Origin of the sequence: Streptomyces sp. NPDC059906 (assembly GCF_042730645.1) — a bacterium.
Lineage (GTDB): Bacteria > Actinomycetota > Actinomycetes > Streptomycetales > Streptomycetaceae > Streptomyces > Streptomyces rubrogriseus.
This window is the reverse complement of the sequence record NZ_JBHWKU010000041.1, coordinates 1-13,083: the sequence shown is the minus strand read 5'-3', so window position 1 is coordinate 13,083 and position 13,083 is coordinate 1. Positions and strand designations below refer to the sequence as shown.

11 protein-coding genes and 2 pseudogenes are annotated in these 13,083 nt (G+C 67.5%); 7 read left to right on the top strand and 6 right to left on the bottom strand.

Going from position 1 to position 13,083, the window contains the following annotated elements; all coding sequences use genetic code 11:
- Positions 1-76: 76 nt before the first annotated feature.
- A complete protein-coding gene (locus ACFV9J_RS36280) occupies positions 77-817 on the top strand; it encodes an IS5 family transposase (protein ID WP_385361927.1) in 741 nt (246 codons plus the stop codon).
- On the opposite strand, the gene ACFV9J_RS36275 is transcribed toward ACFV9J_RS36280, so the two are convergent.
- Positions 798-1,244, bottom strand: a complete 447-nt coding sequence (locus ACFV9J_RS36275; protein ID WP_385361833.1) for an SRPBCC family protein — start codon at positions 1,242-1,244, stop codon at positions 798-800. The two genes, ACFV9J_RS36280 and ACFV9J_RS36275, sit on opposite strands and share 20 nt — an antisense overlap.
- A 492-nt stretch (positions 1,245-1,736) precedes the next feature.
- On the opposite strand from ACFV9J_RS36275, the gene ACFV9J_RS36270 reads away from it, so the two are divergent.
- From ACFV9J_RS36270 to ACFV9J_RS36255, 4 genes are all read left to right on the top strand, one after another.
- A complete protein-coding gene (locus ACFV9J_RS36270; RefSeq protein WP_385361831.1) occupies positions 1,737-2,822 on the top strand; it encodes a YncE family protein in 1,086 nt (361 codons plus the stop codon).
- A gap of 250 nt (positions 2,823-3,072) precedes the next feature.
- Positions 3,073-3,603 carry a hypothetical protein gene (locus ACFV9J_RS36265; RefSeq protein ID WP_385361829.1) on the top strand — a complete coding sequence of 177 codons (531 nt, stop codon included), beginning with the start codon at positions 3,073-3,075 and terminating at the stop codon, positions 3,601-3,603.
- On the top strand, positions 3,596-4,717 hold the full coding sequence (locus ACFV9J_RS36260) for a winged helix-turn-helix domain-containing protein (protein WP_385361827.1): 1,122 nt from the start codon (positions 3,596-3,598) through the stop codon (positions 4,715-4,717). Before ACFV9J_RS36265 ends, ACFV9J_RS36260 begins: the two co-directional genes overlap by 8 nt.
- 492 nt (positions 4,718-5,209) lie before the next feature.
- Positions 5,210-5,986 carry an MFS transporter gene (locus ACFV9J_RS36255; RefSeq protein WP_385361825.1) on the top strand — a complete coding sequence of 259 codons (777 nt, stop codon included), beginning with the start codon at positions 5,210-5,212 and terminating at the stop codon, positions 5,984-5,986.
- Between the two features lie 35 nt (positions 5,987-6,021).
- On the opposite strand, the pseudogene ACFV9J_RS36250 reads toward ACFV9J_RS36255, so the two are convergent.
- The 3 genes and pseudogenes from ACFV9J_RS36250 to ACFV9J_RS36240 all read right to left on the bottom strand — a co-directional run bounded on the left by ACFV9J_RS36250 (position 6,022) and on the right by ACFV9J_RS36240 (position 8,369).
- Positions 6,022-6,986, bottom strand: a pseudogene (locus ACFV9J_RS36250) (IS5 family transposase).
- A gap of 23 nt (positions 6,987-7,009) precedes the next feature.
- Positions 7,010-7,285, bottom strand: a complete 276-nt coding sequence (locus ACFV9J_RS36245) for a hypothetical protein (RefSeq protein ID WP_329909074.1) — start codon at positions 7,283-7,285, stop codon at positions 7,010-7,012.
- A 136-nt stretch (positions 7,286-7,421) separates the two neighbouring features.
- The gene (locus tag ACFV9J_RS36240; RefSeq protein ID WP_385361823.1) at positions 7,422-8,369 is read right to left on the bottom strand and encodes a DUF6192 family protein; all 948 of its coding nucleotides are present in this window, start codon (positions 8,367-8,369) and stop codon (positions 7,422-7,424) included.
- A 468-nt stretch (positions 8,370-8,837) separates the two neighbouring features.
- Between ACFV9J_RS36240 and ACFV9J_RS36235 the strand changes: the two genes are divergently transcribed.
- The gene (locus ACFV9J_RS36235) at positions 8,838-10,262 is read left to right on the top strand and encodes a transposase (protein ID WP_385361821.1); all 1,425 of its coding nucleotides are present in this window, start codon (positions 8,838-8,840) and stop codon (positions 10,260-10,262) included.
- Between the two features lie 138 nt (positions 10,263-10,400).
- Positions 10,401-11,358: pseudogene (locus ACFV9J_RS36230) on the top strand (IS481 family transposase).
- A gap of 348 nt (positions 11,359-11,706) precedes the next feature.
- On the opposite strand, the gene ACFV9J_RS36225 reads toward ACFV9J_RS36230, so the two are convergent.
- Both ACFV9J_RS36225 and ACFV9J_RS36220 read right to left on the bottom strand, forming a co-directional pair.
- On the bottom strand, positions 11,707-12,573 hold the full coding sequence (locus ACFV9J_RS36225) for an MBL fold metallo-hydrolase (RefSeq protein ID WP_385361819.1): 867 nt from the start codon (positions 12,571-12,573) through the stop codon (positions 11,707-11,709).
- Positions 12,574-12,769: 196 nt separating this feature from the next.
- Positions 12,770-13,083, bottom strand: a 314-nt coding sequence (locus ACFV9J_RS36220; RefSeq protein WP_385361817.1) for a phosphoenolpyruvate carboxylase, incomplete at its 5' end; no start/stop codon positions are given.

Genomic DNA, 13,083 nt, shown 5'->3' with positions numbered 1-13,083 from the left:
AACCTGACCACGACAGCCTGGTCTCGCACATGTGTGCGGCGAAGGCGGCGGAGACCTGCGCGACCTCGTCGTGGAGATGAGGGATCCGCGGTTCGAGAAGCGCCTGCACGTCCTGCCCGCCTGCTTCGACGGGTTCCTCCTCGACGCGACTTCTGCCCCTGGAGCTGGGATTCGGCTCTGGACAGACCTGCTGGCGGCGCTTGGACCGCTGGCAGAAGGCCGGGGTCTTCGAGCGGTTGCACCGCCTCCTGCTCGCCGAGCTGAACACGGCCGGCGAGCTCGACTGGAGTCGCGCATGCGTGGACGGCTCCCACGTCCGGGCGAAAAAGGGAGTGCCGCGACCGGTCCGTCGCCGGTCGACCGCCGGAAGACAGGCAGCAAACACCACCTGATCTGCGACGGCAATGGCACTCCGTTACACGTGATCACCACAGCGGCCAACGTCAACGACATCACCCAGACCATCAACCTGGTCGACGGCATCCCTCCTGCCGCCGGCCGACCCGGCCGACCCAGGCGGCGCTCCGAGGCCGTCCTCGGAGACAAGGCATACGACTCGAAGGCCGTGCGCCTGGCACTGCGCCGCAGGCGGATCCTGCCCGTCATCTCCCGCAAGGGCGCCCCGAACATCAAGGGCCTGGGCAAGCTCCGCTACGTCGTCGAGCGGACCTTTGCCCTGCTCCACCAGTTCAAACGCCTCGCCGTCCGCTGGGAACGCCGCCCTGAACTTCACGACGCGTTCCTCAAGCTGGCCAGCAGCCTGATCTGCTGGCGGCGGCTCAAGAGGACCGGATCAGCTAGGAGTGTCGACTCATGACCGAGTTCGCGTATGAAGCCAGATCGTGGGTCAAAATCTGCAGACGCCGTCGCCTGAGCGTGTCCAGGAGGGGAAGGGTATGCCGGTAAGTCGCTGACCAGGTGATGTCGGTGCCGCGGTGGGGTGCTGGGGCCAGGTCCACAGACCCCCGATGAGAAGTGAACAACCCGGCGGCCTGGTCGTAGCTGAACCGCTGGTCGGGAACCATCTCGACAATGCGCTCGCGGCAGCACACCCGTCCGAGGCGAGAACGGATGGTGCGGAGATCACCAACCCGTGCTGGCCGCTCGACCCCTGCGGGCAGCTCCCAGTCGACCTCGTAGTACGAGGTCCACGACGGCCAGGATTCTGCATCCAGGAGCGCGGCGTAGACGAGAGCGGCAGGCACCAACGAGTGCGAGGTAGCAGTAACGGCGAGGGACGGCACCCAACAAGGCTAGACCGCGTCTCACCTTGATCGTGTTACGAGCTCTAACTTGACTCTGTCGGGGATCTTGGAGTTCCTCAGCGCGGCAGCATGATCAACGGGCATGCTCGGGGAGTTTCACCGACTGATGCAGCTGTCGAGGTGCCCGTTGTCCCTTCGCCCGCGTTCTGGTGAGCAGGTCCCGTCTCTGAGAAGCTGTTTCAGATCCAGTGATCTGTGACGTTCCGTAGGTACTGGTGGAAGCTCCCACCGCCCCGTCTGAGCTCTCGAGTGCAGAGTGCGTCCTGAACTTGGCGAGCATCCTGTGGCGCTTCGTGGACACAGCGTCGGGTCGGCTGCGAGTCACGATCCTTCTGCTGCCCTCGATGTCAAGAGCTCCGCTTTCGGACAAACACTTGGGTGGCGTATGCATGTGCCAGCTGGGGCGCACAGCGTCGTTGGTGAAATCTCAACCGCCACTGCACGTGGCGGAAGCCAACAGTTGGAGACAGCGTGAGCGTTGAGATCTACTCCACCGACACCGATTCCGGACAGATCACGGTCATCCGCAAGGACGGACCCTCCTCCCACAAAGTCGTCAAGGAGATCGCCGTCGGCAATGCTCCTCGTGGGGCCGTGAAGTTCACCCGCGACGGACGAGGCTTCGTCTCGAACACGAGCACCAACACCGTCTCCGAGTTGGACGCTCTGACCCGCCGCGAGGTCGCGCGGATCACCGTCGGTTCCGGCCCTCGCGGTCTGGGGATCGTGCCCGGCGAGCGCTATCTGCTGGTGTCCAACTCCGGCTCCAACACGGTCTCCGTCGTGGACCTGGAGTCTCCCACCGAGCTCACCCAGGTTGCGGTGGCCCGTGACCCGCGCCACATGGCCATCAGCAAGGACGGCCGGTTCGCGTACGTGTGCATCTGGGGCTCGGGCTACATCTCCAAGCTCGACCTCAGCGGCCTGACAGCCGAGGGACGTCCGGAGTCGATCCGCGAGATCGCCCGGATCCACATCGGAGAGGACTCCTTCCCCTACAGCCTGAACATCGACCGCATCGGCAAGCGCGCCTACGTCGCCTGCAACGCGATCGAGGCACTGCCCGTCATCGACCTGGAGACGGACACCGTCATCGCCAAGGTCCCGGTCAAGAGCGACGGTGGCCGCGCCGTCGCCTTCACCGCCGACAACGCCTTCGCGCTCCTGTCACTGGAGCGGATCTCGCAGATCGCAGTGGTGGACACCGAGGAACTCACCACCACCCGGTACATACCTGTCGGCCCCGGCCCCCGCGGCATCGCGGTCGACGAGAGCGACAACACCGTGTACTGCGGTCTGTTCGCCAGGACGGTTCCGGACGACGACGACCAGGTCCAGCTCAAGTTCAGCCCGCACAGCTTGAGCGTGGTTCACCTCGACGGCGTGGACCTCTCGCTGCCGGCGGAAGAAGGCGGCAACGTTCAGTACGACGAGATCAAGGTCGGCTTCGGGCCCTGCAGCGTCTCGGTGTTCGACTCCGCGCAGGTCAGCTACGACGAGAGCAAGCTTAACGAGGCGGCCGCCCGACTGAGTGACAGTTCCCCGGCCAAGCTGTAACTCTGAGCCTGCACAAGTGAGTTCGTGACACCGGCTCCCGCAGGTTCCAGCCTGCGGGAGCCCTCGAATCAACGGAAAGTGATAACCCTTGCCAGTCGACGTGCGCTTCAGGCAACTCCACGCATGGTCACTCCTGCCAGCTAAGCATGCAGTCGATCGGCAAAGCAGCCGTGCCACTGCAGCGGTCTACCGGGAGAACTTCCGCTTCGTCCGAGCCGAACGTCGTCCAGAGCACTGTGCTCCGTGGGTGATGGGTAAAGAGCTCGGCTGGGAAGTGGCCAGCCCCGTCGATGTGGCCTTCTCCCCGCTCGACCAGATCGAGTTGGACGGCGTGACCGACCCCGAAGCAGCCGGCCGGGCCGCGAACCGCACGGAGCTGTGGCAACGGGAGAAGTCACATCTGGCGGTGGAGAAGACGTCCTGGCTGCACTTGCACCAGTTCTCCACTGCTCGTGGCTGGGAGAACATGTTCCTTGTCAACGGGGCTGGAAGCGTCGAATGGCGTCTGGGCTGGGCTGCTGAGATTCCCCGCGGCTACTTCCTCCTGGTGCTTCCCCTGGAAGGCGTCGCCGACCTCGAGGTACCGGTGGGTATCCTCTCCAGCACGGTCCTGACACGGGCAAGCCAGGAACACGGCGTGAGCATCGCGGTACGGCCGACGGCCCCGGTCAACGTGCGCCGTGGCCAGCCGATCGCCCGAGTGGTTCTCCTGCACGCTGATTCACTGCAGGCCCGAGGCGTGAACGACGATTTGGCGGAGGCGACAGCCGTCAGTGATTGAACTCTCGCTGGACCAAGCCCGCTCCCTCGCCGTTACGACTCAGGGCCTGCACACCACATCGGCCTCGCTACGCGCAGACGACGTCCTGGGGCGCCTCGGCAGCATCCAGCTTGACACGATCAGCGTGGTGCGACGCTCTCATGAACTCATCCAACTTGCCCGCGGGGTGCCCGTCGCCGAAGCCCAGCAGCTGATCGGTGAATCAGACCCGCCGGCACTGTTCGAGTACTGGGCCCATGCCGCTTCGCTGATTCCGCTCAGCCTCTGGCCACTGTTCGCCTTCCGGCGCCGTAGCTATGCGGTGAAGGGGTGGACCGGGCCCACCGTCGACCCGGCCGCGGTCAGTCACGTCCGGTCCGTTGTGGCCGAACGCGGCTCTGTCACCATCAGCGATCTTGGTGGGGCGAAAGGAAGCGGTTGGGAGAGGTCCTCGGCCAACAAGTGGGCTCTGGAATGGCTGCTGGCCATCGGGGAGCTCGCCTGCGTACACCGGCGCGGCTGGCAGCGCGTCTACCAGAGTGCCGAGGCCGTGATCCCCGGTGATCTTCTGCACGCCGAACCAGATGAAGCGGAGTGCCTGCGCTCGCTGACGCGACTAGCCCTCCAGGCACTCGGCGTCGCAACCGCAGACGATGTCGCCGACTACTTCCGCCTGCCGCCCCGGAAAGTCGCCGCGTGCCTGACCGCGTCGGATGAGGCCGAGCCTGTCAAGGTCGAAGGTTGGGCACAACCCGCCTGGGCCTCACGTGCAGCACTCAGCTCGCCGCAGTTGGACCACGAAGCGTGTACCCCGCTCTCCCCCTTCGACTCCCTGATCTGGCACCGGCCCCGTATGCGGCGGCTCTTCGGCGTCGAGTACCTGCTGGAGGCTTACAAACCCGCGGCCGCGCGCGAGTGCGGCTACTTCGGCATGCCGGTACTCGTCGGCAACTCCCTAGTGGGGCGCATCGCGGTCCGAGTCAGCAAAGGCACCGCCGTGGTCGAAGGGCACCAGCTCATCGACGGTCAGGACCCTGCTCACCTGAATCAGGCTCTTGCCGTCGTCTGTCAGTGGGCGGAGGCACAGAACACCCCCACCCTCCGCCTACCGCCGCACGTTGGAGTAACCGCGTGAGCAATCCGACCGCACCCTCCTACCGAGGCAGTCTCGCGGTTCCCAAGGCCAAGCAGGTCCTAGCCCTCGGCGTCCTGAGCCGTCTGCCCTCCGGTCTGATCCCGTTCTCAGTGCTGATCGCTTTCACCCAGCACTACGGCATCGGGATCGCCGGCCTTGCTTCCGCCGCTCTGATGCTGGCCATCGCCATCCCCGGACCCGCCCGTGCACGATGGTGCTCCAGCCGCAGCCCGGCCATGGTCGTGCTCATGGCGCTGTCCAGCGGGCTGCTGTTCTCCGCCGCAGCGGCAGCGATCAGCGTGAGCCCTTGGCAGATCCCGCTTGCGCTCACCGCGGCGGCAGGCGGACTGTTCCCACCCCTCACCCCCAGCCTGCGGGCCGCTTGGTCCCGGTTGATGCCCGACAAGCAGCACCTTCAGAGCATCCACGCCCTGGACTCGACCATCGAGGAGTTGACGTTCGTCGTTGCCCCCCCTGCTGGGAACCGCCGCGATGACGCTGACCGACGCACGCTGGGTGCTCGCTTCCAGCGCATTTCTCCTCTTGCCCGCAGCTCTGGGCCTCGCGGGCGTGCTGCGGGCCCTGCCCGATACCGAGGTGGCTGCGGCCCCCGGTTCCGAGTCGCGAACGCGGCGGCGGTCGATCATCCGGACAAGTGACGGCCAGGGCATCACGGTGCCTGTCATCGTGCTCGGGCTCTACGGAGGAGGGCTGACCGTAGTCATCCCGGCTGCCTCCGCCGACTTCGGCAACCTCATCTCATCCGGCTACTCATTTGCCGCGTTCTCACTCGGCGGACTGGTCGGCGGACTGGCCTATGGGCGCAGGAAATGGACCGCATCCCTGCGAACGCGCTACACAGCAGCCACGGGCGGCCTCGTGGCAGGTGCGCTGCTGCTGGCCGCCCTCTCACATTCCCCGCTGACCATCCTGGCCGTCTTCTGCGTCGGCCTTCCCATGACCCCGATCTTCGTGATCGCCTACATCCTCGTCGACGAACGGATCGACCCCCCGCGGCACGCGGAAGCCAACGCCTGGCTCGGCTCGGGCTACAACCTGGGGTCCGCAGCAGGCTCTGCGCTCGGCGGCCAGTTGCTCGCTCTCACCGGGCCAGGCCTTGTGGCCACCACCCTCGCCGGCATAGCGCTCATCGCAACTGGTGTCGCTCGGCGGCTACCGGACCAGCCGTCGCCTATCGAGAACGCAGTACCGAAGAGGCCTCTGCCTGAACTCGAAGAGCCCTCCAGCAACGCGACGCAGACCAGCTAGCCCGCCTGACCTGGGGAGACGCGAGGATTTGGGCCTCAAATCACCCTGCGTATCGGCCATACGAGGTCAAAGGTCAGCGAAGGGCGGTGGCAGCCAGTCGGATCGTCCGTGCCTGCGTCCGAAGGCGTATGGGCTTCGGCTTGCCGACCGCTTTCACCGGTTCGACGGGGTGCGGTGAAGTACGGGGCGGTCGGGGAGGGCGGGTGAGGCGGCGGACCATGAGGGTGATGAAGGTCCACGTGATGTGGGCCTCGCTGTGGGAGACGAGCCGTTCGTAGTCTCGGACATTTCTCCTGGCTCTCATGATCCACGAAATGGCCCGCTCGACTCGCCACCTCTTCGCCAGGACGGCGAAGCCCTCCTGGTCCTTGCGGCGGGGCACCGTCTTGAGGGTGATGTTGAGGAAGGAGTGGGACCAGTCCACGAGACTCCCTCCGTAAGCGGAGTCCGCCCAGGCGACGGTGAGTTCGGGATGGGTCAGGCGCAGGCGGAACAGCTGGTCACGGGCGGGGATGCTGTCGTGCGGCGAGGCCTTGGTGACCATCACGGCCAGAGCCATGCCTCGCATGTCGACCGCCAGGTGCCGCTTCCTCCCGTTGATCAACTTCCCGCCGTCGAAGCCACGGGTGTCCTGGCCCACTGTCTCGGCGCCCTTGACTGACTGGGAGTCCAGGATCACCGCAACAGTACGGGGATTGACTCCATCGTGAACACGGACCATCTGGTGGAGTTCGGCAAACATGCGGGCCAGGTCCCCACTCGCCCGCCACCTCTGGAAGAAGCCGTAGACCGTGCGCCAGGGGATCCCGAAGTCGACGGGAACTGCCCTCCACTTGCACCCATTGTCGTTGACATAGCGTATGGCGTCGACGACGTTGCGGCGCGGATGCTTCTCCGGGCGCCCGCCGGTGGGTAACTCGCAGGCCGGGACGGGAAGCAGGGATTCGAGGATGGCCCATTCGGCGTCGGTGGTGTCACTGGGGTAGTGCCGCTCGCGCACGGCCAGCGGTCGGGTTTCGGTCATCAGCGTTCCATGCGGGTGAGGACTTCCAGGGTGGCCTTGACGCCGCCGAGCTGGTCCAGGACCAGGCGGATCCATTCGTCGTCCGGGGCCTTCTTGGCGTGCGGGGCGATGATCCCGGTGATGAAGTTGGTGACCCGGTGCAGTTCCGCCTGGAAGATGGCCCGCTCGTAGGAGATCCAGACCTCGCTCTCCTCCGACATCTGAAAGCCGTCCCGTCTGCTGTAGGTCACCGGCGGCAGCCCCTCCTTGACCGCGACCTTCCGCAGGAACCTCAAGCCCGCCCAGACCTGCGACGGCGTGCGCTTGGTCGCCCGGCACAGCTGCGCGAGCGTCAGTCCCGCCGGCGTGCCTCCTGCAGAGCCTTGCGTACCGCCTGGACGTGGACGTGGGCGGGCAGACCCGCCCCCATGGCTACTGGCCCCGCAGCAGCTGGGCGAGCTGTTCATCGAGGTCAACCTGACCGGTTGCGGCCGCGGTCTCGATCCAGTCGGCCGTCGCGCGGATCTTCTCCAAATGGTTTTCCAACACCTTCGTCTGGGTGTCGGTGAACTCGTGCCCGCGCAGCTTCGGGACCAGCCGCGCGGCCCCTGCGATGAACCCCTGGCAGACGGCGATCAGGTCGTTGAACTCCATCGACTTCCGCCAGCTGTGGACGATGCGGGCCGGGTCGTCGAACGGCTCGCCCTCCTCACCGAAGGCTTCCTCGTACTCCTCGTCGAACTCGTCTTCATCCAATCCGGCCTGCACGAACTGGGCCTCGTTCACATTCTCCCGTGCCTCGACGTCCCGCATCGCCCTGAACGCCACCTCCGGGCGGCGCAGGAGGTCGGTGGCCACCTGCGCCGCCACCGCCTCGTCATCCCGCGCCAGCTCACGGATCGCCTTGACCTTCTCCTCGGTGGTGATCGGGACCTGGACCTCTTCGGTCTTCCAGCCCACCACCTTCTTGGCCACCTCCGCACTCCACCGGCGCCGGCCGGTGCGCTCGCTCAGCGGCGGGTTCCGGATCAGCTCGAACCGGTCAGGCACGGACGCCAGAATCCGGTGCACCTCCCAGGAGACCCCCGCCTGCCGATGCTCGGCGGGCCACTGCGCGGCCACCCACCGCTGCGTACGGACCGTGTAGAAGGACAGCCCGATCTCGTCGGCGAGCAACCGCAGCGACTCCTCCACACCCTGGTCACCCTCGTCGAGCGGCAGGTGACCGCCGTGCCCGCGAAGCGGCTCCAGCTCCAGCGCCGCATCCCCGAGCCTGAACTGGCAGCGGGTGTCCTCCTCCACCATGTCCACAGACTCGGCCACCAGCTCGTCGTAACGGCTCCGCGTGACCTTCCCGACCATCTCCACCATTGGGGCCATGGCGCACCACCCGGCGCGGGCCGAAGCGTCGGCGTCCTGCGTCGGCTGCGTAACCCCGGCCCGGCAATGAGCCCAGATTCCACCTGCCACCATCAACATCACCAGATACGGAGCCAACATGGCCGAAACTAGACCCTATTGAGATTCCTCAACATCTACCCGGCCAGCCTCACCGACCAGCCCGTCATGTACAGAACGTCACAGATCACTGGATCTGAAACAGCTTCTGACTGCGCAGGTCGCGCGGGCGAGCAACCCGGGCGGTACGGCGGCGATATGGGTACGCGACCGCCTCGATGGGCTGTGGCGTGACGAGGACTTCGCCGACTGGTACCCGCGGGATGGACGGCCGGGACTGTCGCCAGCTCAGCTGGCCACCGTCTGCGTGCTGGAGTTCCTGCTCGGCCTGTCGGACCGGCAGGCCGCCGAGGCGGTCCGTGCCGCATCGACTTCAAGTACGCCCTCGCGATGGAGCTGGGCGACCCCGGCTTCCATCACAGCGTGCTGGCCGACTTCCGCGATCGGCTCGCCGAGGACGGCCGGGCGGACCGCCTCCTCGACCTTGCGCTGGCCCGGCTCAAGGAGGCCGGACTGGTGCGCGAGCGCACCACGCAGCGCACCGACTCCACCCACGTCCTGGCCGCGGTGCGCGACCTGACCCGCCTGGAACTGGTCACCGAGGCCGTCCGGGCCGCACTCGAAGAAGTCTCCGCCACCGCACCGCACCTGCTGGACGAGCTGGTCGACGACGACTGGGCCGTGCGCTACGGCCGCCCGGTGCGCCTGGGCAAGAACCCCACCAGGCCCATGACCCGGATCCTCGCCGCCGGGAGGGATGCCGTCCGGCTCCTGGACCACCTCTACCAGCATGGTGCGAGCCCCGCACACGGCCCTCGCGTCCAGGCCCTGCGGCAGATCATGGTGCAGAACTACCACCGGGATGCCGCAGGCCGGCTGTGCTGGCGCACCGCCGAGAAGGAAGACGGCCCCGGACTGCCGCCCTCGGCCCGGGCGGTCGTCTCGCCCTACGACACCTCGGCCCGCTACGCGCGGCACGGGCACATCATCAGCTGGAAGGGGTTCGCCGTTCATCTGACCGAGACCTGTGCTCCCGACGCCCCCAACGTGATCACGGACGTGGCCACCACGGCGGCCACCACCCACGACAGCCAGGTCCTGCCCGGTATCCACACCCGCCTTGCCCGGCGCGGGCTGCTGCCCGCTGAGCACCTGGTCGACGCCGGCTACACCTCCTTGCCCCACCTGCACCAGGCCACCCGGGAACATCAGGTCACCGTCTCCGGTCCGCTGAAGAGCAATCCCACCCGCCAGCACCGCCGAAACGAGGGCTTCGCCCGGGACGACTTCCACATCGACTACGACCGAGAGCGGGTCACCTGCCCGCAGGGGCAGGTCAGCGCGGGCTGGCACGGCCCCTACCCGACCTCGTCACCCACCGCGGCCCCGCTGATCGTGGCCCGGTTCACCAAGAGCCAATGCCGCCCCTGCCCATCCCGAAGCCAGTGCACCAGCACCGCCGACGACGCCCGCAGCGTGGGATTTCCCCCGCGAGAGCTCCGTGACCTGCAACTTCGGGTCCGCGCCGAGCAGCAGACTCCCGAGTGGAAGGCACGCTACGCGGTCCGCTCCGGGGTCGAGGGCACGGTCAACGAGTTCGCCCACGGACACGGCATGCGGCGCTGCCGTTACCGAGGACATGGGAAGGCCCATGTCCAGCACGTTCTGACGGCCATCGCCGTCAACATCGAGCGCCTCGGGGGTCGGCCACCGGCCGAGGAAACCTCTGTGCCTCGGCTGCCGACCGCCTTCCAGAGCTACCTCGACCACCGCGGGATACACCGGCCGAAGTCCTGGCGCACTCTGGGCACCTGACCTCGGCACCTCCAAGATCCCCGACAGAGTCAAGCTAGGTGTATTGATCACGAGCGTTGTTAACGCTGGGCGGGCTTGATCATGGCGAAGGCCTCCGTGGTGGTGGAGGTGTCGAATCTTCACCGCACGGAGGCCTTCGTGTTCCACCGTAATGCCCGCCTGACCGTTCATGGCAGGCGGCTGCTGATCGCCCGTGTCTGCTCGGGCCGTCCTGTCGCGCAAAGTCGCCGCGGAAATGGACATCTCCCGCCCCACGGCCCACAAGTGGATCCGACGCCGGCGATCCGAGGGCGATCCGGGCCTTACGGACCGCTCCAGCCGGCCCCGGACGACACCGCATCGCACTCCGTCGGCGATGGAGGCCCGCGTCTGCCGGCTGCGGCAGGACCGAAAGCTCGGCCCCGCCCGCATCGGCCCCATCTTGGGCCTGCCTGCCTCGACGACTCACCGGATCCTGGTCCGCCACGGTCTGAACCGGCTGGCTTTCCTGGACCGGCCCACCGGACAGGTCATCCGCCGCTACGAGCGTGACCGGCCCGGCGAACTCGTCCACGTCGACGTCAAAAAGCTCGGCCGGATCCCCGACGGCGGCGGCCACAAGGTCCTGGGCCGCCAGGCCGGCCGCGCCACCCGCAGTGGCATGGGCTTCGACTACATCCACTCCGCCGTCGACGACCACAGCCGCCTCGCCTACAGCGAGATCCACGGCGATGAGAAGGCCGCCACCTGCGCGGGCTTCCTCCGCCGGGCCGCCGCCTTCTTCACCGCCCACGGCATCGACCACATCGAACGGGTCCTGACCGACAACGCCTGGCCCTACCGCAAAAGCTTCGCCTGGCAGCACGCCCTGGCCGGCCTCGGCGCGACCGGCAAGCTCACCCGCGCCTACCGGCCTCAGACCAACGGCAAGGTCGAACGCTTCAACCGCACGCTGCTCGACGAATGGGCCTACCTGCGGCCCTACACCAGCAACCAGGAACGGTCCGAAGCTCTGGCAGACTTCCTGCACACCTACAACCACGACCGATGCCACACCACACTCGGCGGCCACCCACCGATCAGCCGCGTGAACAACCTTGCGGGCCAATACACCTAGTTGCCTCGCAGCCTGTGGACGGAGCGGCCTTGGACGCCTTCACGGCAGAGACCGAGACGGCCTGGGCTCTGCTCTCACAGATGCGCCACGTCATGCGCCTGGACCTTGGCGTCGATGACGGCTCGCCATCAGCGGAATTCCCGCTCGGCGACCAGCCACGCCTCGTCACTCTCCACCTGATGGTGTCTGCCTGCGGGCCCGGCTCGCACGAGGACGGCGGCATAGTTACACCATGCAACCCGCGGTCGCACAGAAGAGGCCGAAACGGTCGCCGGAGAGCCGATACCCGCTGCCGAGCGGCAGCTCGCTGCGGCTTGAGTCAAGGCCTCATCGATCGGTCCGCACAGCTCAGCGTAGCTGTATCGGGGCGGGCAGCAGGGCGAGGGCGGGCACCGGACGCCACCGCCCTCCTTCGATCAGCCGGCCGAACGCCTGGTCGCCGAAGTGAAAGGCGAAGCCGTGGGTACGCGGCACGCTCAACTCACCCAGCAACCTCGTCCGGGCCCTCAACACCCCCTTGACGTCCACGTCGGGCCCGGACGGCCACTCCGGGTGCGCCATCTGCGCCGGGGCGTGGAAGACGTCGCCGAACACTAAGATCCGCCGCCCGTCACCGGCCGAGACGACATACGTGGTGTGGCCGGGGCTGTGGCCGGGGGTGATCAGTGCGGTGACCCCGGGCCATACCTCCTCACCGTCCTCGAACCGGCACAGCACCCGCGACATCGGTACCATGAACCCCTGCCACGACGGCGCCCCGACCCCCACCTCACGGTTCCAGAACGGGTCCCACTCGGCCCGCGCCACCGTGTAGTCGGCGCGGGGGAACGCCTTGCGCGGTGGCCGACCGTGCTCGGTGAGGAAGCCGAGGCCGGTGTGGTCGGTGTGGAGGTGGGTGAATGCCACTGTGTCGATGGAGTGCCGTGGCACCCGCAGCGCCTGCAGGGTGTGCAGCAGTGCCCCGCCGCGGGAGACGCCCAGCGAGGGCGAGAGCACGTTTGCTCCGAGGCCCACGTCGATCAGCAGCCGGCGGCCACCGCGTTCGACGAGCAGGCCGCCCGCCGAGGCGGCTATACGGCCCGAGGGGGCAAATGCCTCGGGGTGCTCCTCCCAGTAGTCGGCCGGAACTGCGGGGAGGAATCCGGTCCGGTCCAACTCCATGGCCGCGTCGACGACGTAGGTTAGCCGGACGTCCCCGATGGTGAGGGTGCGCACGGCCGACTGGTGGCCGAGGGATCCGATGGACCGTGGCGCGGGAGCGGGTGGCGTGCGCCCGCGGGGTGACGCCGCTGAGGGGCACGGCCAGGGCCGCGCTGGAGACGAACGCGCTGCGCAGCAGGCCGCGTCGCGAAGGGGCGGGCACGCAGTGATCCGGCTCGGGCATGGCGGAACTCCTTTGCAGGGGGGTGGGTCAGCCGGTGTTGCGCAGGCCGGCGGCGATGCCGTTGACGGTGAGTAGCAGGGCTCGGCAGAGCGTCGGGTCCGCGTCCTCGCCCGCGGCCGCCGCGGCCCGTTGCCGTGCGAGCAGCGCGACCTGGAGACGGGAGATCGGGTCGAGGTGAGCGTCGCGGACCGCCAGAGTCTGCTTCAATACCCCCTGCGATTCCAGCAGTTCGCTCTCGCCGGTGATGCGCAGGACCTCGGCGACGGTGAGTTCGTGCTCGGCCTTGATGGTGTCGAAGACGTGCTTGAGCTCGTCCGGGACGAGGGTGTCGACGTAGTGCT